The sequence below is a fragment of the Streptomyces sp. NPDC052064 genome (genome assembly GCF_055585925.1).
Genome location: NZ_JBVJJE010000009.1, coordinates 292,066 through 312,467 on the forward strand (window position 1 = coordinate 292,066; position 20,402 = coordinate 312,467).

Sequence of the window (20,402 nt, forward strand, 5' to 3'; positions counted from 1 at the left end):
GAGCCGGGTCCGGTCGGTCGTGAGGCCACCGGGCCCGGCTTTTTCGTGCCGGGCTGTCACATCTTCCTTCGCCGCTCCGTCAGTGCAGTGACAGCGATTCACCGCCGACGCAGGAGGCACAGATCATGCAGGCACGGATGACCAACCCGGCGTACGTCCTTCCCGGCGCGATGAAGGGCATCGGCGCCCTCTTCCAGGCGATCGGGGAGGGGGGCCTTCGGCAGGACATGGCGGAGATCGTCGGGCTGCGGGCCAGCCAGATCAACGGCTGCGGTGCCTGTGTGCACGGGCACACCGCCAATCTCCGCAAGGCCGGAGTGAGCGAGGAGCGCATCGCGGCCGTCGCGGCCTGGCGGCACTCGCCGTTCTTCTCGGACGCCGAGCGCGCCGCGCTGAAGCTGGCGGAGGCGATGACGCGGCTCTCGGATCTGTCGGAGGAGCCGGTGCCGGACGCGCTGTGGGACGAGGTGTCCGACCACTTCGACGAGAGGGAGATCTCCGCGCTGATCCTCACCGTCTCGGTCACGAACATGTTCAACCGCATCAACACGACCATCAAGGAGCCCGCGGGCACCACGTGGGGCTGACGGCGGTACGGCCGGGCCGGGGGCCAGTGACCACTGTGCGGAGTGTCGCGTTATGAACACTTCCGTCTGATCCACCAAGATGTGCGCGAAATCATCCCATTTCGTGCTCGATCGCGCGTCGGCGTGGTGGAGAGGGGCCCCAGCATGAGCAGCGCATCGGTGTCCCCGCACGGCTTCCTGGTCGTGCGGGGGCGCGGTTACCGTCCCGAGCAGGTCGACGCATACGCCGAGACCCTCTCCGAGGACCGTGACGCGGCCTGGGAGAGGGCCGCCCGGCTGACGGTGCTCGCCCGGCACATGGACGCGGAACTGGAGGAGCTGCGGGAGGTCGTCGCGCGGCTGGTCCCGCAGACCTACGAGTCGCTCGGGGAGCGGGCGCGGCGGCTGTTCGAACTCGGCCAGGAGGAGGCCACGGCCCTGCGGGACGGGGCGCGGCGGGAGGCGCGTGAACTCGTGGACGGGGCGTGCGCGTCCGCGGCCGGCCTGCGCGAGTCCGCGCAGGCGCACGCCGATGCCGTACGCGCCGACGCCGACGAACGCGCCCGGCAGCGGCTGCTCACGGCGCGCGTCGAGGCCGACGAGATCCGGGCCGCGGCCGCCCGTGAGGCGGAGGAGCAGCGGGGCGAGGCGCTGGCCGCGGTGCGGGAGATGCGGCAGCGCACCTCCGGAATGCTGGCCGACCAGGCCAAGGACTACGCCGAGCGGTTGGCCGAGACGGACCGGGAGGATGCCGCCCGGGCGGCGGCGCTGGACGCCCACCACGCGGAAGCGGAGGCGCGCGCCGAGGGGACGCTGTCCGAGGCCGAGCAGGCCTTCGCCGACGCCGAGGACTCGACCCGGCACCGGCAGGAAGAGGCAGCCGCGCGCGCCGCGGAGTTGCTCGCCGAGGCCCGTGGCCACGCGGAGTCCGTCGAACAGGAGACGGAACGAGTGCTGCGCGAGCACGCCGAGCGCGGGGACGACGCACGGGCACACATCGACCGCGTGCATACCAGCCTGACGGCGTGGGCGGGGAGAGTGACGGCGGACTGACGGCTAGGGCGGGTCGGTTGGCGGCGGAGTGATGGGGTGTACGGCTAGGGCGGGTCGGTTGGCGGCGGAGTGACAACGGCTGCGGGACGCTGCGGCCGAGCCCCGGCCGACCACCGCGCGTTGGCGACGCCGCTGCCCACCGTCCGCCGCCGCTGTCCGTCGTACGCCGCCGTCGGTCGCCTGTCGTCCTCCGCTTCTGCGCGCCGCTGACGGGGCTTCGCGCCCGCTGTCCTGCTCGCGCTGTGGCGGTACGCGCCGCGCGAGGTCGTGGCCTCACGGCGACACCGGTCTGCCGTCGTGTGTCCGGTCAGGACGAGGGCGAGGGCGAGGACTACGCCGTGCCCACGGTCGGCGGCCGTACCGGGCCTCCGTGTCGCTGCCGCCCGACCTCACGCGCCCCCAGCCGCCGCCGGCGGCACGGCACGGTGGGCACGGCAGCCCGCCGCCGTGCCCACCGTGTCAGCGATCCCTGCGCACCGCGCCCGCCAGGATCCAGCCCTCCACCGCCTCGTACTCGCGGCGTTGTTCCTCCGACTTGCGGCGGCCGGAGGCCATCGTGCCCAGCCAGCCGCAGGCGAAGCCCAGGGGTATGGAGAGCAGGCCCGTGGTGGTGAACGGGAACCAGTTGAAGTCGGCGTCGGGGAAGGCGGAGACGGGCGAGCCGGAGACCAGGTTGGTGCCCGGCATCAGCAGCAGGACCGCCAGCGAGCCGCCGATGAGGGTGCTGAGCAGGCCCGTCCGGGTGTAGCGGCGCCAGAAGAGGCTGTAGACCAGCGCGGGCGCGATGGCCGAGGCGCCCAGACAGAAGGACAGGGTCACCAGGGGTTGCAGGCTGCGATGCTGGACGAGCGTGGCCAGGAGGATCGCCGGAACCCCCACCGCCAGCGCCGAGATCCGGGCCACCGTCATCTCGCGGCGCGGTGACATCTCCCGCACCCGGGCCGCGAACACGTCGTGCGCGAGGGAGTTGGCGCAGGCGAGGATCATCCCGGCGACCGAGGCGAGCAGCGTGAGGAAGACCGCCGTGGTGACGGTCGTGAACAGGAACGTCTCCGCCGTCGACACGTCCGGGCCGAACGCCGCCTGGGATCCCAGCAGGTAGGCCGTGTTGCCCTGCGGGTCCACCTGGGCGATCACCGCCCGCCCGACCAGGGCCGTCGCACCGAACCCGACGACCGTGATGACGAGCACGAACAGCGCCACGCTCGACACCGCCCAGGACATCGAACGCCGCACCTGCCGGGCACTGGAGGCGGTGTACATGCGCATGGTGACGTGCGGCAGTACGCCACCCCCGAGGACCACCGTCAGCTGCGCGGTGATCATGTCCAGGTCGGGGCTGGGGCCGCCCGCGAACTGGAGTCCCGACGAGAGGAACGCCGGGCCCGCGCCGCTGTTCTCGGCGGCCGCGCTGAACAAGGCCCCCGGATCCCAGTCGAACCGGTGCAGGATGAGCACCGCGACCACCATGCCCGAACCGAGCAGCATCACGATCTTCAGGATCTGGATCAGGGCGGTGCCCTTCATTCCGCCGATCGCCGCGTAGCTGATCATCAGCGCGCCCACGCCGATGATGCAGCCCGTCTGCAACGACTCGCCGGAGAAGCCGAGGATGAACCCCATCAGCTGCCCGGTCCCCGCCAACTGCACGACCATCAGCGGCAGCAGTGCCGCCAGGGTCACCGCACAGGCCGCGATACGGACACCGCGTCCCGGCATACGGCGGGTCAGCGCGTCGCCCATGGTGAACCGGCCCGCGTTGCGCAGCGGTTCGGCCAGCAGGAACATCAGCAGCATCAGGGACAGCGCCGTGCTGAGGGCCAGTACGGTCCCGTCGTAGCCGAACAGGGCGATCACGCCGCCGGTGCCGAGGACGGTCGCGGCGGAGATGTAGTCGCCGGCGATCGCGAGGCCGTTGCGCATGGGGGACAGGGAGCTGTAGCCGGTGTAGAACTCGTCGAGGTCGTCCCGGTCCGGGCCCGTCATCACACACAGCAGCAGGGTGATCGTGGCCACCGCCGTGAAGCCCACGAGCGACATCGCCTGGGCGTTGCCGCTGAACTCGCTGATCACCGCGTTCCCTCCCGCTTGGCGTCCAGTTCGGCCTGCTTGCGTATCCGGTCCGCGACGGGGTCGACGCGGCGGCGGGCCGTCTGCTCGTACAGGGTGATCGCCAGCCAGGTCACGGGGACCTGGACGAGCGCGAGCAGCAGGCCGGTGGGCAGGCCGTCGGTGACGGTGCTCGTCATGAACGACGGTGCGAACGCCGAAAGGATCAGGAACACCACGAAGTAGCCGAGCGCCGTGAGCGTGGCCACGCGCCGCTGCCGGCGGTAGGCGCCGCGCAGCACCCGCAGGTCGCTGTGGTGCCCGAGCGCGGCGTGGCGCTGGGGGCGCCGCCCGGCCGGTTCGGGTGGCTCGGGCGGCTGCTGCGGCAGCCAGGGATAGGTGTCGTACGAGGGTGAGGAATCCGGCGGCCGGTACGGATAGGACGGTGGCGGCGGGTCGTAGGACATCCCGTTGCTCCTTGCGTGGGTTGGATCCGGTGCGGCAGACCGCAGGGAGGTGGGGGGCGGGAGCCACGCACGTTACTTCGCAGTACCGGGTGTACGCGAGCATTTGGCCAAACTGATCGGTCGGTACGCGCTTACTACGCTGACCTCGGGTGTTACCCGTATTAACCGCGGTTTCCGCCGAGGTGCCGGCGTGCGTAACGGACTCCGGGACGGCCGGCCACGGTGGTGTCCTCGACGCGTGTGAAGCCGCTGCGGGCCAGCACGGTCATGGAGGCCGGGTTGTCCAGAGTCGTGACCGCGGTGAGGGAGGTCAGCCCGTAGTCGGTGGCGGCCAGGCGGCACACCTGGGCGACGGCCGCCGTCGCCACGCCCCGGCCCGCGGCCCGTTCGCCCACCCGGTAGCCGAGTTCGGCGCAGCCGTCCGCCAAGTCGAGCAGGTTGACCCGGCCGACCAGGTTCCCTTCCTCGTCCAGGACGACATGGAAGCGGCACACGCCCGCGTGCTGCTCCGCGAGGAGCGCCCGGTGGCGTTCGGCGAACCCCGCCGCCGTGAAGTAGGTGTCGCCGCGGTCCGGCACCGTGCGGGCGAAGTACGCCCGGTTCTCCCGCTCGAAGACCAGTATCGCGTCCGCGTGATCGGCCCGGAGCCGTTCCAAGGTCAGCATGTGCGGGAGGATACGTACCGTCAGTCCTCGAGCACCGGGAATTTCCGGGGCGCGAGGAACAGCAGCACCAGGAACGCCAGTGCCGCCGCGCAGGACGCGCCCAGGTAGACGGCGTGCACCGCGTCGGCGATCGCCCGCCGGGTCGCCTCCGGCGCGGTGCCCGAACCGAGGGCCCGGGTCACCGAGTCGAGGTCGCCCGCACCGCCGAGCCGGGCGGCCAGCACCCCGTTGGCGACCGCGCCGAATACCGCCGCACCGACCGTCTGGCCGGTCTGGCGGCAGAACAGTACGGACGCGGTCGTCGTACCGCGCTCCGCCCATCCCACCGTCGACTGCACACCGACGATCAGCGGCAACTGGAACAGGCCCAGCGCGGCGCCGAGCAGTAGCATCAGCAGGGTCGGCTGCCAGGCCTGCCCGGGGTACGGGAGGAACGGGAACGCGAACAGGATCAGCGCGGCCGCTCCGATGCCCAGCATCGCCGTGTTGCGGAAGCCGATCCTGCGGTACACGTGCTGGCTCAGCGCCGCCGATACGGGCCAGCTCAACGTCCATACGGAGAGCACGAATCCGGCGGCTACGGGCGCGAGACCCAGCACCGACTGGGCGTAGGTGGGCAGGAACACCGTCGGCGCCACCATCAGCAGGCCCAGCGCGCCCAGGGCCAGGTTGACCGCGGCGATCGTAGGGCGCCGCCACACCCAGCCCGGGATGATCGGTTCCGCCGCCCGGCGCTCCACCAGCACCACGACCGCGACCAGAGCAAGTCCCGTAACGAACAGGGCCAGTGAGGGCGCCGACAGCCACGGCCACGCCACCCCGCCCTGCACCAGGGCCGTGAGCAGTACACCGCCGCAGGCGAACACCGCGAGCGCGCCGGCCCAGTCCACGCGCGCGTGCGGGCCGGTCTCCCGCTCCGGCTCGTGGAGGTGACGGACGATCAGCCACAGCGCGACCGCGCCGATGGGCAGGTTGACCAGGAAGATCCAGCGCCAGTCCGCATAGGCGGCGAGCACACCGCCGAGACCCGGTCCGGCGACCGCCGAGACCGCCCACACCGTGGACAGCTTCGACTGGATCTTGGGGCGGTCCTTCAGCGGGTAGAGGTCGGCGGCGAGCGTCTGCACGGTGCCCTGGAGGGCGCCGCCGCCCAGGCCCTGCACGATGCGGAACGCGATGAGGGCTCCCATGTCCCAGGCCAGCGCGCACAGCAGGGAGCCGACTAGGAAGACCACCGAGCCCGCGACGAGGACCGGTTTGCGGCCGAAGGTGTCGGAGAGCTTGCCGTAGACGGGCAGGGTGACGGTCACGGCCAGCAGGTAGCCGGAGAACAGCCAGGAGAAGACGGAGAAACCGCCGAGGTCCCCGACGATCTGCGGGACGGCGGTCGAGACGATGGTGGCGTCGAGCGCCGCCAGCGCCATCGAGAGCATCAGCGCCGCGACGACGGCACCCCGCCGGCCGGTCGTGGCGGGACGTGCGGTCTCACGTGCCGCGGAACTGGTGCTGCCCACCCCGGGTTTCCTCCCCCTCGCCCTGGCCACGCCGTCCCCCCGGCGTCGCCGCTGTGTCTGCCCCTTGCACCTACCTGCCGCCCGACAGCTTCCCACTTGGCCCGCCCGTCATCCGACCACCACCCCTCAACGACGCGCTTCGCGCGGCCCTGTCTGATTCAAGTCGCGGGAGGGTGCAGCCTGAATGCGCCGACGGGTGGAGCGAACCCTGAGACGGGCTCCACCCTTCGGTGGACTGCCCCTAGGGGTACCTCCGTACTACGACCTGGGGAGGGTTCGTACCGGCGGAGGACGAGACACGCAGGGGTCGGTCCTTAACCTGGCTTTATGCCGCCGGGGGGCGCTTTTGCACACCGGCGGGGGTGGGGTTTTCCACAGGAAAAGACTGCGCTGAACACCAGGGCGCGGGACCCCTCCCCGCCGCGAGATTGAAACACGTCGGACGAGTTCGTCGTCCGGCCTCGCGTACAGCGGCTGTCGACCAGGCGACCGCCTTCACCATCTGCTGACCGATATAGGAGACATACCGTGACTTCGGCTGTGACCATTCCCAGGCACGGGGGTACTGGAGGGCGTACGGCCGTTGCCGCGCGGGCGCGGCAGGTCGTGAAGGCGTACGGGACCGGTGAGACCCGCGTCGTCGCCCTCGACCACGTCGACGTGGACATCGCACGCGGCCAGTTCACCGCGATCATGGGCCCCTCGGGGTCCGGCAAGTCCACGCTCATGCACTGCCTCGCCGGGCTCGACACCGTCACCGGCGGGCAGATCTACCTCGACGAGACCGAGATCACCGGCCTGAAGGACAAGAAGCTCACACAGCTGCGCCGGGACCGGATCGGGTTCATCTTCCAGGCGTTCAACCTGCTGCCGACGCTCAACGCCATAGAGAACATCACGCTGCCCATGGACATCGCGGGCCGCAAGCCGGACAAGCAGTGGCTGGCGCGGGTCGTGGAGACCGTCGGGCTCGCCGACCGCCTCAAGCACCGGCCCACTCAGCTGTCCGGCGGCCAGCAGCAGCGCGTCGCCGTGGCACGGGCGCTGGCGGCCCGGCCCGAGATCATCTTCGGGGACGAGCCGACCGGAAACCTCGACTCGCGCGCCGGCGCCGAGGTCCTCGGCTTCCTGCGCCGGTCGGTCGACGAGCTGGGCCAGACCATCGTGATGGTCACCCACGACCCGGTCGCCGCCAGTTACGCGGACCGGGTGCTGTACCTCGCCGACGGCCGCATCGTCGACGAGATGTTCAAGCCGACCGCGGAGGCCGTCCTCGACCGCATGAAGGACTTCGACGCCCGGGGGCGCACGTCATGACCGTCATGAAGACCTCGATGCGCAACTTCCTCGCGCACAAGGGGCGGATGGCGCTCTCCGCGATCGCCGTCCTGCTGTCGGTCGCCTTCGTCTGCGGCACGCTCGTCTTCACGGACACCATGTCGACCACGTTCGACAAGCTCTTCGCAGCCACGTCCTCGGACGTGACGGTGAGCGCCAAGGGTGCCTCCGACGGCGGTGAGACGACCGCGGACAACGGCAAGCCGCCGGTCATGCCGGCCTCCGTGCTGGACGAGGTCCGCAAGGTGCAGGGCGTGAAGTCCGCCGAGGGCTCGGTGTTCTCCACCTCGGTCACCGTCGTCGACGCCGACAAGGACAACCTGTCGCCCTCCAGCGGCGCCCCGACCATCGTCGGCAGCTGGAACGCCAACGAGGCCCGCACCATGAAGATCACCACCGGTGCGGCTCCCAAGAGCGCCGACCAGATCATGGTCGACGCCGACACCGCCGACAAGCACGACCTGAAGCTCGGCGACGAGATCGGCGTCATCAGCGCCATCGGCACCCACACCGCGAAGATCTCCGGCATCGCCGACTTCACCGTGACCAACCCCGGCGCCGCGATCTTCTACCTCGACACCAGGACCGCCCAGCAGTCGCTGGTCGGCGAGAGCGACGTCTACACCAACGTCAACGTGACCGCGGCCGCCGGCGCCAGCGACGCACAGCTGAAGAAGAACGTCACGGCCGAACTCGGCGGCGGCTTCCAGGTGAAGACGGCCAAGGAGACCGCCGACGCCGGCCAGAAGGACGTCGCGGGCTTCATGAACGTCATGAAGTACGCGATGCTCGGCTTCGCCGGGATCGCCTTCCTCGTCGGCATCTTCCTGATCATCAACACCTTCTCCATGCTGGTCGCCCAGCGCACCCGGGAGATCGGCCTGATGCGGGCCATCGGTTCGTCCCGCAAGCAGGTCAACCGCTCCGTGCTGGCCGAGGCGCTGCTGCTCGGTGTCGTCGGCTCGGTGCTCGGCGTCGGCGCGGGCGTCGGCCTCGCCGTCGGCCTGATGAAGCTCATGGGCCAGATGGGCATGGAACTGTCCACCGACGACCTCACGGTGGCCTGGACGACCCCGGTGGTCGGCCTCGTCCTCGGCGTGGTCGTCACCGTGCTGGCCGCCTACCTGCCCGCCCGGCGCGCCGGCAAGATCTCCCCGATGGCCGCCCTGCGCGACGCGGGAGCCCCCGCGGACGCCAAGGCCGGCTGGATCCGCGCCGCGATCGGCACGGTCCTCACCGGGACCGGCGGCTTCGCCCTCTACCTCGCCGCGGCGGCCGACAAGGCCAAGGACGGCTCCCTGTGGCTCGGCCTCGGTGTCGTGCTGTCGCTGATCGGCTTCGTCGTCATCGGCCCGCTGCTCGCCGGTGCCGTGGTCCGTGTCCTGGGCGCCGTGCTGCTCCGCATGTTCGGCCCCGTCGGCCGCATGGCCGAGCGCAACGCCCTGCGCAACCCGCGCCGCACCGGCGCGACCGGCGGCGCGCTGATGATCGGCCTCGCCCTGGTGGCGTGCCTGTCCGTGGTCGGCTCCTCCATGGTGGCGTCCGCCACCGACCAGCTCGACAAGACCGTCGGTGCGGACTTCACCGTCCAGTCCGACAGCGGCCAGCTGATCACCCCGCAGGCGGTCAAGGCCGCGAAGTCGGCGCAGGCCCTGGAGCGGGTCACCGAGTACAAGCGGACCAAGGCCGACTTCACCACCCCTGACGGCAAGACGCTCAAGGACACGGCGATCACGGCGGCCGACCCGTCGTACGCGACCGACCTGCGCACCGAGACGGTGGCCGGCAAGCTCCCCGACGCCTACAAGCCCGACTCGATGTCCGTGCACGAGAAGTTCGCCAAGGACCACGGCATCAGCCTCGGCTCCAAGATCAAGGTCGCCTTCCAGGACGGCTCCACGGCCGACCTGACGGTCCGGGCGATCACCAGCAGTGACGTCGTGATCGAGGCGGGCGCGATGTACACGTCCATCGCCACGATGGCCAAGTACGTCCCGGCCGACAAGATGCCGCTGGACTCGCAGCTCTTCGCCAGCGCGAAGGACGGGCAGCAGGACGCCGCCTACAAGTCCCTGAAGTCGGCGCTGCACGACTACCCGCAGTACACCGTGCGCGACCAGACCGACTACAAGGACGCTCTGAAGGACCAGATAGGCCAGCTGCTCAACATGATCTACGGCCTGCTGGCCCTGGCGATCATCGTCGCCATCCTGGGCGTGGTGAACACCCTGGCCCTGTCGGTGGTGGAGCGCACCAGGGAGATCGGTCTGATGCGGGCGATCGGCCTCTCCCGCCGTCAGCTGCGCCGCATGATCCGCATGGAGTCCGTCGTCATCGCCCTCTTCGGCGCCCTCCTGGGCCTCGGACTGGGCATGGGCTGGGGCGCCACCGCACAGCAGCTCCTCGCCCTGGAAGGCATGGGAGTCCTGGAGATCCCCTGGCCGACGATCACCGGCGTCTTCATCTGCTCGGCGTTCGTGGGTCTGTTCGCGGCACTCATCCCGGCGTTCCGGGCGGGCCGGATGAACGTCCTGAACGCGATCGCGACCGAGTAGCCGGCCGAGGACCACCGCACACGGGGGTTGCGGGGGAGGGGCCCGCCCCGGAGGTTTCCGCCTCCGGGGCGGGCCGGGCGCCGTGCTCGACGCGGTGCGGGCAGCCGGTGTCAGCCCGCCGTCACCCGCTCCAGGACCACGTACCCGTTGGCCTTGCCCGCGACGGCGTACTCGGCGTCGGAGTGCAGCTGCCGGGCGTAGCCCACGGGGTCGCGGTACTTGCCGTCGATGTTCTCCAGGGCGATGTACTGCGGAGTGACGCCCTGGGTGTTGCCGAGCCAGAAAACCCGGCAGCGCGAGGTCAGGCGGCTGGTCGGGCCGATGTTGGCCTCGACGGTGGCGCCGTCGGGGATCCGCGCCAGGAGCCGTTCGACGCCGGACACCGCGGCGGGCTTGCGGTAGATCCCGGCCTCCGTGAGCTGCGCCAGCGGCAGCGAGGTGGTCAGGGCCAGGGCCGCAGCGGCGACGGCGGCCGGCAACTGGGCGGCGTACGAACTCAGCCACGGGCGCGGGCTGTTGCGCGCGGTCGTGAGGGCGTCGGCGAGGGCGAGGAGGACGACCGGCATCAGGACCGCGCTGTAGTGCCAGTCGGTGCCCCAGTAGTGCTCGTCTCCGGACAGGAAGCGCCAGCCGAGCGTCGGCAGGACCACCAGCAGCAGCGGGGAGCGCAGGGCGAGCAGTCCGGTGGTGGGGATCAGCAGCCAGGCGAGGGTGCGCAGCTTGGCGTCGAGGCCGTCGACGGGGCTGCCCGACTCGCTGACCTTGTTCCAGTAGTCGTAGGTCCCGGAGGTGTTGAACGACGGGATGACCACCGTGAGGACGAGCAGCGTCGCCGCTATGCCGAACACCGCGGCACCGAGCGCGTACGGAACCGTCCGGGGCGACGAGCCGCGCGCCCGCCAGGCGACGACGAGCGCGATCGCGGCCAGCGTCAGCCCCAGGTCCTCCTTCACCAGCACCAGGGGAAGCGCCCAGCACAGGGCCGCGCGCCGCCGGTCCGCGAGCAGGGCCTCCAGGGAGAAGGCGATCAGCGGGACGGCGAAGCAGATCTCGTGGAAGTCGAAGTCGACGGCGCGCTGGACGCCCCAGGACAGTCCGTAGGCGAGGCCGAGCGCGAGACCGCGGCGACGGCCGAGGAGCCGGGCGGCGGCACGGGTGACCGGTACGGCGGACAGGGCGAAGAGCGCGGCCTGCGCGACCAGGAGCGTGACCGGTGAGGGGAACAGCCGGTACACCGGCGCGAGCAGGGCCGTCACCGGGCTGAAGTGGTCACCCAGGATGTCGAACCCCGGCCCCTTGAGGTCGGACACCGGCGCCCGCAGATGCGCGTACGCCCGCACGACCTGCTCGAAGATGCCCAGGTCCCAGGAGAGGGTCGTCATGTGCCGGTAACGGCCGACGGAGACGGCCGCGTAGGCGGCGCAGAGGACGGCGGCGAGGACCCAGGGGTCCCACCGCCCGCGGTCCGGGTGCCGGTCGCCGGGGGGCAGGGCGACCGGCGTCGGTATGGGGGGCTCTGAGACCTGGAGGGTGGGGGCAGCCATGCCGGGCCTTACGGGTGGGGGGTACCGCTCGGGGGACCGGACCGATCATGCCGTGGCGAAATCAACGGGTGGAGGTGAAGTTGTGAAGATTGGGCGGCTGGTTCCGTTCTCGTCCAGCTGCGGACGGGGACAGGCAGCCGGGCGGTCTCGCGGAGAACGGGCGTTGTCCACAGCCCCGCCGCGCGGGCGCGCATCGTCGTACGCTGGAGACCCCCGGCCCGCGGCGCGCGTCGGGCCCGTCGTGTTGCCCACCCCTGGACGGAAAAGCCCCGAATGAGCCTGCACGGTCTGCTCGACGTCGTAAGCAAGGACGCCGCCCTCGCGGAAGCGATCAACGCGGCCGCAGACGGCAACCGCATGCACGTCGACCTGGTCGGCCCCCCTGCGGCCCGCCCTTTCGCGGTCGCCGCCCTGGCCCGTGACACGGGCCGCCCGGTGCTGGCGGTGACGGCGACCGGCCGCGAGGCGGAGGACCTGGCGGCGGCCCTGCGCTCCCTCCTCCCGCCGGAGAGGGTCGTGGAGTACCCGTCCTGGGAGACGCTCCCGCACGAGCGGCTCAGCCCCCGCAGCGACACCGTCGGCCGCCGCCTGGCCGTGCTGCGCCGTCTGGCCCACCCCCGCTCCGACGACCCCGAGACCGGCCCGGTCTCCGTCGTCGTCGCGCCCGTGCGGTCGGTGCTCCAGCCGCAGGTCAAGGGCCTCGGCGACCTGGAGCCGGTCGCCCTGAGGCCGGGACAGACCGCCGACCTGAACGAGATCGTCGACGCCCTCGCGGCCGCCGCCTACGCGCGCGTGGAGCTCGTGGAGAAGCGCGGCGAGTTCGCCGTACGCGGCGGCATCCTCGACGTGTTCCCGCCCACCGAGGAACACCCCCTGCGCATCGAGTTCTGGGGCGACGACGTCGAGGAGATCCGCTACTTCAAGGTCGCCGACCAGCGCTCCCTCGAAGTCGCCGAGCACGGCCTGTGGGCGCCGCCGTGCCGCGAGCTGCTGCTCACCGAGGACGTCCGCGCGCGTGCGCGTGCCCTGGCAGAGGAGCACCCCGAGCTCGGCGAACTGCTCGGCAAGATCGCCGAGGGCATCGCGGTGGAGGGCATGGAGTCCCTCGCGCCGGTCCTGGTCGACGACATGGAGCTGCTGCTCGACGTGCTGCCCAAGGGCGCCATGGCCGTCGTGTGCGATCCGGAGCGGGTCCGCACGCGCGCGTCGGACCTGGTGGCCACGTCGCAGGAGTTCCTCCAGGCCTCCTGGGCGGCCACCGCGGGCGGCGGAGAAGCACCCATCGACGTCGGCGCGGCCTCCCTGTGGTCCATCGCGGACGTCCGGGACCGGGCCCGCGAGCTGGACATGATGTGGTGGTCGGTGTCGCCGTTCGCCGCCGACGAGGAGCTCACGGGGACATATGCCGCTGACGCGGCGGGGGACACGCTCAAGCTCGGCATGCACGCCCCGGAGACCTACCGCGGGGACACCGCCAAGGCCCTCGCCGACACCAAGGGCTGGCTCGCCGACGGCTGGCGCGCGGTGTTCGTCACCGAGGGGCACGGCCCGGCGGCCCGTACGGTCGAGGTGCTGGGCGGCGAGGGCATCGCGGCCCGCCTCGACGCCGACCTCGCGGAGATCTCCCCGTCGGTCGTGCACGTGGCGTGCGGCTCGATCGAGCACGGCTTCGTCGATCCGGTCCTCAGACTCGCCGTACTGACCGAGACGGACCTGACGGGCCAGAGGGCAGCGGGCCGCGACGGCGCCCGGATGCCGGCCCGCCGCCGCAAGACCATCGACCCGCTCACCCTGGAGCCGGGCGACTACATCGTCCACGAGCAGCACGGCGTCGGCCGCTACATCGAGATGGTGCAGCGCACCGTGCAGGGCGCCACCCGCGAGTACCTGGTCGTCGAGTACGCGCCCGCCAAGCGCGGCCAGCCCGGCGACCGCCTCTACATCCCCACCGACCAGCTGGAGCAGATCACCAAGTACGTCGGCGGCGAGGCCCCCACCCTGCACCGCCTCGGCGGCGCCGACTGGACGAAGACGAAGGCCCGCGCGAAGAAGGCCGTCAAGGAGATCGCGGCCGACCTGATCAAGCTCTACAGCGCCCGCATGGCGGCCCCCGGCCACGCCTTCGGCACGGACACCCCCTGGCAGCGCGAACTGGAGGACGCCTTCCCCTACGCGGAGACGCCCGACCAGCTCACCACCATCGCCGAGGTCAAGGACGACATGGAGAAGACGGTCCCGATGGACCGGCTGATCTGCGGCGACGTCGGCTACGGCAAGACCGAGATCGCGGTCCGGGCCGCCTTCAAGGCCGTCCAGGACGGCAAGCAGGTGGCCGTCCTGGTGCCCACGACGCTGCTGGTGCAGCAGCACTTCGGGACGTTCAGCGAGCGGTACGCGCAGTTCCCCGTGAGCGTGAAGGCGCTGTCCCGCTTCCAGACCGACACCGAGGCCAAGGCGGTCCTGGAAGGCCTGCGCGAGGGCTCGGTGGACATCGTCATCGGCACCCACCGCCTGTTCTCGTCGGAGACCAAGTTCAAGGACCTGGGCCTGGTCATCGTCGACGAGGAACAGCGCTTCGGCGTCGAGCACAAGGAGCAGCTGAAGAAGCTCCGGGCCAACGTCGACGTGCTGACCATGTCCGCGACCCCGATTCCCAGGACGCTGGAGATGGCGGTGACCGGCATCCGCGAGATGTCCACGATCACGACGCCTCCGGAGGAACGGCACCCGGTGCTGACCTTCGTCGGCCCCTACGAGGAGAAGCAGATCGGCGCAGCCATCCGCCGCGAGCTGCTGCGCGAGGGCCAGGTCTTCTACATCCACAACCGCGTCGAGTCGATCGACCGGGCCGCTGCCCGGCTGCGCGAGATCGTCCCCGAGGCGCGCATCGCCACCGCCCACGGCCAGATGTCCGAGCAGGCGCTGGAGCAGGTCGTCGTCGACTTCTGGGAGAAGAAGTTCGACGTGCTGGTGTCCACGACCATCGTCGAATCCGGCATCGACATCTCCAACGCGAACACCCTCATCGTGGAGCGCGGCGACACCTTCGGCCTGTCCCAGCTGCACCAGTTGCGCGGCCGGGTGGGCCGTGGCCGCGAGCGCGGGTACGCGTATTTCCTCTACCCGCCGGAGAAGCCGCTGACCGAGACGGCGCACGAGCGGCTCGCGACCATCGCCCAGCACACGGAGATGGGCGCCGGCATGTACGTGGCGATGAAGGACCTGGAGATCCGCGGCGCGGGCAACCTGCTCGGCGGCGAGCAGTCCGGCCACATCGCGGGCGTCGGCTTCGACCTGTACGTACGGATGGTCGGCGAGGCCGTCGCCGACTACCGCCGGCAGCTGGAGACCGGCGAGATCGAGGAGGAGCCGCCGCTCGAGGTCAAGATCGAGCTGCCCGTCGACGCGCACGTCCCGCACGACTACGCGCCGGGCGAGCGGCTCAGGCTCCAGGCGTACCGCGCCATCGCCTCCGCCAACACGGAGGAGGACATCAAGGCCGTACGCGAGGAACTCGTCGACCGCTACGGCAAGCTGCCCGAACCTGTGGAGAACCTGCTGCTCGTGTCCGGTCTGCGGATGCTCGCGCGGGCGTGCGGCGTCGGCGAGATCGTGCTCCAGGGCACCAACATCCGGTTCGCCCCCGTGGAGTTGCGCGAGTCGCAGGAGCTGCGGGTCAAGCGGCTGTACCCCGGTGTGGTCATCAAGCCGGCGGTGCACCAGGTGCTGGTGCCGCGCCCGAAGACCGCGAAGGTCGGCGGGAAGCCACTGGTCGGGCGGGATCTGCTGGCGTGGGTCGGGGAGTTCCTGACGTCGGTCCTGGGCTCCTGACGGCCCGGGCTCGCCGACTCCCAGTCAGGCCACCGGTCGTACGTGCGCCCCGGTGGCCTGACGCAGTGCCGCCGCCAGCCGGTCGCGGACCGCGACCTGCGCGGCGATGCGCGCGTCCAGCACCGCGAGACGGCCGGCGGCGACCCGGAGCGCTTCCTCGGAGGCGGGCCCGGCCGTGACGTCGCCGTCCAGGCACGGCAGGAACACCCGTACGTCGTCGAGCGTCAGGCCCACGTCCAGCAGACGGCGGATGTTGCGGACGCGGACGGCCGTACCGGCGCCGTACAGGCGATAGCCGTTCGCGGCGCGTTCGGAGGTGATGAGCCCCGCCTGCTCGTAGTGGCGCAGGGCGCGCGGCGTCGTGCCGGTCGCCTCGGCCAGTTCGCCGATCCGCATGGGAGGTTCCGCCATGCGCGTCAGTCTCATGTGACGACCGCGCCGCCGTCCACCGGAAGGACCACGCCGGTGACGAACGAGGCCTGCGGCGAGGCCAGTTGCGTGATCGCCCACGCCACCTCCTCGGGGCGTCCGACCCGGCCGAGCGGCGTGTGCTCGAGCTGCCACGCGCGGATCGCGGCCTGCTGCTCGGGAGTGTGGCCCGAGTGTGCGCCGATCGGTGTGTCGATCGCGCCCGGCGCCACGGCGGCGACCCGGATCCCCAGCGGGGCGAGCTCGACCGCCCAGCTCCGCGTGAGCACCTCCAGGGCCGCCTTCCCGGCCGCGTACAGGGAGTTGCCGGGCCAGCCGCGCTGACCGACGGACGTCGTCACGTTCACGATCACGCCCCGGCTCTCCTCGAGAGCCGGGAGCGCGGCCTGCACGAGCAGGACGGGAGCGAGGAGGTTCGTCGCGAGCTGGGGCTCGACGGCGGCACGTGTGTACGTGCGCAGGGACTGGGTGTTGACGATGCCCGCGTTGTTCACGAGCACGTCGATGCGGCCGTGCCGGTCGAGTGCCGTACGGACGATGGTCTCGGGGCCGTCGGTGGCCGTGATGTCGGCGACCAGCGGGCTGATGCGCTCCGGGTCGTGAGCGGCGGTCTCGGCGAGGGGCGCCTCGCGGCGGCCCACCGCCACGACCCGTGCGCCCGCGTCGGCGAACGCGTGGGCGGTGGCCCGGCCGATGCCGGTACCGGCGCCGGTGACGAGCACGGTTCGCGGGGCCTTCGAATACGGGGATGCCATGCGGGGATCGTCGGACCCTGACGTCAGTGTCAAGGTCAAGCGAACGCGTCAAGGCCGAGCGAAGCCGTCCGCAGGAGCTGTCTCTCCGCGGACGGCCTCTGAGGGCGGAGGCCTACTGCTGGTCGGGCCGTTCGCGGTCGCGGTCCATGCCGAGCGATCCCTCGACCCGCTGCTGCCCGGCGTCGATCTGGTCCTCGTACTTGCCGCCGGTCCTCTCGTTGGTCTTCTGTTCCGCGGAGTCGGAGCCTTGCTTGCCCTTGTTCCGCGCCTGGCTCTTGAACTTGTCGAAGATGCCCATTCAGAAAACTCCCTCCGGAGGTGACTCAGAACCGACGATACGCGCGGCGTGCGAGGAATGCCCGTTTAGGTCCGATGTGGTCTGGACCTCTCCCTCGCTACCGTGGGACCAGGCACACACCGCCCGTGCGGAGGCGGAACAGGCGAGCAGGGGAGGGGCGCACGGTGAGGCGTCTGAGGGGCGGGGCGGCAGTGGCTGTCGCGATGATGTTCGCCGGTTCGGCAGTGGCCGGCTGTGAAGGCCTGACCCCGCCCGCGGACGGTGGTGGCCCCTCGGTTTCCGGTGTCCCGGCGGCCGGCGACGGACGGGCCGTGAACCCGCTGGCCAACCCGGACGGCACGAAGCCGGGCCTGGCGGCGATCACGTCCACCGAGGACAAGGCGAGGGCCCGTGCCCTGATCGGGAAGGTGGAGACGAAGGGGCGCGGCCCCAGGACGGGCTACGAACGGGACGAGTTCGGCTACGCCTGGATGGACTCGGCGCCGGCCGACGTCCCCTTCGCCCGCAACGGGTGCGACTCGCGCAACGACCTCCTCAAGCGCGACGGGGAGGACCTTCGCTTCCGGTCGGGCTCGGACTGCGTCGTCATGGCGTTGACGCTGCACGACCCGTACACCGGGAAGGTCATCGAGTGGACCAAGTCCCGTGCGACGAAGGTCCAGATAGACCACGTCATGCCGCTGTCCTACGACTGGCAGATGGGCGCCTCGCGCTGGACGAAGGACAAGCGGGAGGCCATCGCGAACGACCCGCTCAACCTCGTCCCGGTGGACGGGCCGACCAACGGCTCGAAGGGTGACTCCGGTCCGGCGTCCTGGCTGCCCCCGAACAAGCGGATCCGCTGCGCCTATGCGGTGCGCTTCGCCCAGGTGTCGCTGAAGTACGAGCTTCCCGTCACGGCGGCGGACAAGCGGATGATGCTGGAGCAGTGCGGAGGCCGAAGCTGAGTGACGTGAGCCCGATCGGGGAGCGCGGGATGCCGGGTGGGCTCGTCGCGCTGGCGCTCGGTGGCTTCGGCATCGGTCTGACCGAGTTCCTCATCGCCGGGCTGCTGCCCCCAGGTGGCGTCGAGCTTCACGGTGTCCGAGGCGGCCGCCGGCTGGCTGATCTCCGGGTACGCGCTGAGTGTCGCGGTGGGAGCGATCGCGCTGACCGCGGCGACGGCACGGCTGCCACGCAAGCAGGTCCTGGTCGGCCTGGTGGCGCTGTTCGTCCTCGGCAACCTGCTCTCCGCCGTCGCGCCGAACTACCCGGTGATGCTGCTCGGGCGGATCGTCGCGGCGCTGTGCCACGGTTCGTTCTTCGGTATCGGCTCACTGGTCGCGCGCAGTCTGGTCGCGCCGGAGAAGAAGTCCCAGTCCGTGGCGATCATGTTCGCCGGGCTGACGGTCGCGAACGTACTGGGCGTGCCGTTCGGCGCGCTGGTCGGCGAGCGCTGGGGCTGGCGGGCGGCGTTCTGGGCGGTCACCGCGATCGGCGTACTGGCACTGGCGGGAATCGCCACGCTGGTGCCGGCGCGGGCGGGCCGGGTACCGCCGGCCACAGGTACAGGCGAGCCGGACCCGGTGCCGCCCAGTGGCCTGCGGGCGCAGTTGCGGGCGTTCCGGTCCTGGCAGGTCTGGCTGACGCTGGTGGCCACCGCGCTCAGCTACGGCGGGATGTTCGGCGCGTTCAGCTACATCGCCTACACATTCACCGAGGTCAGCGGTTTCGCCTCGGCGGACGTCGCCTGGCTGCTGATGGTGTATGGCGTCGGACTGGTCGTCGGGAACCTGGCCGGCGGGCGCGCGGCCGACCGCGACCGTGACCGTGCCCTGATCCTCGCCCTGCTCGGACTCACCCTCACCCTGGCCCTGTTCGGGCTGCTGGCCGGCAGCGCGACCGCTTCGGTCGTCCTGGTGTTCGTGATGGGGGTCACCGGGTTCGCCGGCGTGCCCGGGATGATCACGCGTGTCACCGACTTCGCGCACGGAGCGGCACTGGCCGCCAGCGCCAACGTGTCCGCGTCCAACGTCGGCAACGCCCTCGGCGCCTGGCTCGGAGGCCTGGCCATCACCGCGGGCCTGGGCTACACCTCACCGCTCTACGTCGGCGCCGGCATCGCCCTGTTGTCCACCGTCGTCATGGTCATCGCAGCACGGCAAGCCAGGTCGCCCCGAGCGGCGGGCCTGGTCCCCACGCCGTAATTGGGTTCCGGGCGTGCGGCCTCACGCCTACCGTGACCGTATGCAGCCGAAGATATCGAGCCTCGCCGACCGCCCGGACATGCTGGAGCGGGTCGTCGGGATGGCGGACAGCTGGCCTGAGTTCGCGATCCAGGACCTCGTCGGTGCCGCGCACTTCCCGCGGATCGCCGCCGAACTCCCGGAGTACGTCCTGTTCGCCGAGGACGAGCAGGGCGAGGTCGTCGCGAACGGCTTCAGTGTGCCCTTCGCCCTCCAGGCCGGGGGCCGTGGCCAACTGCCCGCGAACGGCTGGGACACGGTCCTCGTGTGGGCGTTCTCCGACCTGCGTCGCGGGGTCCGCCCCGACACCGTCAGCGCGATCTCGATCTCCGTCGCCCCGCACGCCCAGGGCCATGGCCTGTCCGCGTTGATGCTCTCGGCCATGCGCGACAACGCCCGGGCGCGCGGCTTCCGGGAGGTCGTCGCCCCGGTCCGCCCCAACGCCAAGCACCTGGAACCGCACACGCCCATCGAGGAGTACGCCCACCGCGTCCGCCCCGACGGCCTGCCCCAGGACCCCTGGCTGCGGGTCCACGCCCGGGCCGGTGCCACCATCGACTCCGTGGCACCGGCGTCCATGACGGTGGCCGCCTCACTGGCGGACTGGCGCCGGTGGACGGGGCTGCCCTTCGACACCCAGGGCGACATCGAGGTGCCCGGCGCCCTGGTGCCGGTGCGCTGCGAGCCCGAGCGCGGATACGCGGTGTACGTCGAACCCAACGTGTGGATGCGGCACGCCGTGTGACCTCTTGCCGCGGCACACCTGTGAGCCAGGTGGGCCTCCCACGGTGTGCTCCCTCAGGACCCGTGGGCGGCCGGCCTGCCACGCGGCGAGTTCGGGAGCAGGCTCGACGCCCAGCTCTCTGGCCCCGGGACCCCGGGACCCCGGGACCCCGGGACCTTAGGACCTAGGGACCCCGGGACCTTGGGCCCCCGGCCCCCGGGATCTTGGGATCTTGGGATCCCGGGATTTTGTGACCCCCGGCAGGGGAACCACACCGCCCCCCGAACGCGGCTCCGCTCCGGCCCGTCCGCGCGGCGGTGCAGGAAGTCCCGGTGAATCGTTGGTCGAATGGGTTGGCCAGAGCCCGGCCACTGCCTACCATCGATCAC

General features: G+C 71.3%; 15 protein-coding genes and 1 pseudogene. 8 read left to right on the top strand and 8 right to left on the bottom strand.

Annotated elements, in window-relative coordinates; all coding sequences use genetic code 11:
• The first annotated feature begins 125 nt into the window (after window positions 1-125).
• Window positions 126-587, top strand: a complete 462-nt coding sequence (locus ACZ6TU_RS25555) for a carboxymuconolactone decarboxylase family protein (protein WP_467673316.1) — start codon at window positions 126-128, stop codon at window positions 585-587.
• A 144-nt stretch (window positions 588-731) separates the two neighbouring features.
• Window positions 732-1,619: a DivIVA domain-containing protein gene (locus tag ACZ6TU_RS25560; protein ID WP_467673318.1), complete on the top strand. Its 888-nt coding sequence runs from the start codon at window positions 732-734 to the stop codon at window positions 1,617-1,619.
• A gap of 459 nt (window positions 1,620-2,078) precedes the next feature.
• Here ACZ6TU_RS25560 and ACZ6TU_RS25565 read toward each other — a convergent pair whose 3' ends face one another.
• The 4 genes from ACZ6TU_RS25565 to ACZ6TU_RS25580 form a co-directional block, all read right to left on the bottom strand.
• Entirely contained in the window at window positions 2,079-3,659 is a 1,581-nt protein-coding gene (locus ACZ6TU_RS25565) for a sodium/solute symporter (RefSeq protein ID WP_467673537.1), read from the bottom strand.
• 29 nt (window positions 3,660-3,688) lie between these two features.
• Window positions 3,689-4,135 (bottom strand): DUF485 domain-containing protein, encoded by a 447-nt coding sequence (locus ACZ6TU_RS25570; protein WP_467673320.1) that lies wholly within the window; start codon window positions 4,133-4,135, stop codon window positions 3,689-3,691.
• Between the two features lie 161 nt (window positions 4,136-4,296).
• Window positions 4,297-4,800: a GNAT family N-acetyltransferase gene (locus ACZ6TU_RS25575; RefSeq protein ID WP_467673322.1), complete on the bottom strand. Its 504-nt coding sequence runs from the start codon at window positions 4,798-4,800 to the stop codon at window positions 4,297-4,299.
• A gap of 20 nt (window positions 4,801-4,820) precedes the next feature.
• Window positions 4,821-6,314 carry an MFS transporter gene (locus tag ACZ6TU_RS25580; RefSeq protein ID WP_467673324.1) on the bottom strand — a complete coding sequence of 498 codons (1,494 nt, stop codon included), beginning with the start codon at window positions 6,312-6,314 and terminating at the stop codon, window positions 4,821-4,823.
• Window positions 6,315-6,842: 528 nt separating this feature from the next.
• On the opposite strand from ACZ6TU_RS25580, the gene ACZ6TU_RS25585 reads away from it, so the two are divergent.
• The gene (locus ACZ6TU_RS25585) at window positions 6,843-7,631 is read left to right on the top strand and encodes an ABC transporter ATP-binding protein (protein ID WP_356028569.1); all 789 of its coding nucleotides are present in this window, start codon (window positions 6,843-6,845) and stop codon (window positions 7,629-7,631) included.
• Window positions 7,628-10,207 (top strand): ABC transporter permease, encoded by a 2,580-nt coding sequence (locus ACZ6TU_RS25590; protein WP_467673326.1) that lies wholly within the window; start codon window positions 7,628-7,630, stop codon window positions 10,205-10,207. The genes ACZ6TU_RS25585 and ACZ6TU_RS25590 overlap by 4 nt, the downstream gene beginning before the upstream one ends.
• A gap of 110 nt (window positions 10,208-10,317) precedes the next feature.
• Here ACZ6TU_RS25590 and ACZ6TU_RS25595 read toward each other — a convergent pair whose 3' ends face one another.
• Entirely contained in the window at window positions 10,318-11,751 is a 1,434-nt protein-coding gene (locus ACZ6TU_RS25595) for a DUF2079 domain-containing protein (RefSeq protein ID WP_469551271.1), read from the bottom strand.
• Window positions 11,752-12,024: 273 nt separating this feature from the next.
• Between ACZ6TU_RS25595 and mfd the strand changes: the two genes are divergently transcribed.
• The gene (mfd, locus tag ACZ6TU_RS25600) at window positions 12,025-15,582 is read left to right on the top strand and encodes a transcription-repair coupling factor (RefSeq protein WP_469551274.1); all 3,558 of its coding nucleotides are present in this window, start codon (window positions 12,025-12,027) and stop codon (window positions 15,580-15,582) included.
• Between the two features lie 24 nt (window positions 15,583-15,606).
• On the opposite strand, the gene ACZ6TU_RS25605 is transcribed toward mfd, so the two are convergent.
• The 3 genes from ACZ6TU_RS25605 to ACZ6TU_RS25615 form a co-directional block, all read right to left on the bottom strand.
• Window positions 15,607-15,978 carry a MerR family transcriptional regulator gene (locus tag ACZ6TU_RS25605; RefSeq protein WP_467673539.1) on the bottom strand — a complete coding sequence of 124 codons (372 nt, stop codon included), beginning with the start codon at window positions 15,976-15,978 and terminating at the stop codon, window positions 15,607-15,609.
• A gap of 26 nt (window positions 15,979-16,004) precedes the next feature.
• The gene (locus ACZ6TU_RS25610) at window positions 16,005-16,766 is read right to left on the bottom strand and encodes an SDR family NAD(P)-dependent oxidoreductase (protein WP_469551276.1); all 762 of its coding nucleotides are present in this window, start codon (window positions 16,764-16,766) and stop codon (window positions 16,005-16,007) included.
• Between the two features lie 112 nt (window positions 16,767-16,878).
• Window positions 16,879-17,064 carry an antitoxin gene (locus tag ACZ6TU_RS25615; RefSeq protein ID WP_467673334.1) on the bottom strand — a complete coding sequence of 62 codons (186 nt, stop codon included), beginning with the start codon at window positions 17,062-17,064 and terminating at the stop codon, window positions 16,879-16,881.
• A gap of 164 nt (window positions 17,065-17,228) precedes the next feature.
• Between ACZ6TU_RS25615 and ACZ6TU_RS25620 the strand changes: the two genes are divergently transcribed.
• From ACZ6TU_RS25620 to ACZ6TU_RS25630, 3 genes and pseudogenes are all read left to right on the top strand, one after another.
• Window positions 17,229-18,011 carry an HNH endonuclease family protein gene (locus tag ACZ6TU_RS25620; RefSeq protein WP_469551280.1) on the top strand — a complete coding sequence of 261 codons (783 nt, stop codon included), beginning with the start codon at window positions 17,229-17,231 and terminating at the stop codon, window positions 18,009-18,011.
• A gap of 29 nt (window positions 18,012-18,040) precedes the next feature.
• Window positions 18,041-19,250 (top strand): annotated as a pseudogene (locus tag ACZ6TU_RS25625) (MFS transporter).
• A 40-nt stretch (window positions 19,251-19,290) separates the two neighbouring features.
• Complete coding sequence (locus ACZ6TU_RS25630; protein WP_467673338.1) at window positions 19,291-20,034, top strand: N-acetyltransferase; 744 nt, start codon at window positions 19,291-19,293, stop codon at window positions 20,032-20,034.
• Window positions 20,035-20,402: the final 368 nt, after the last annotated feature.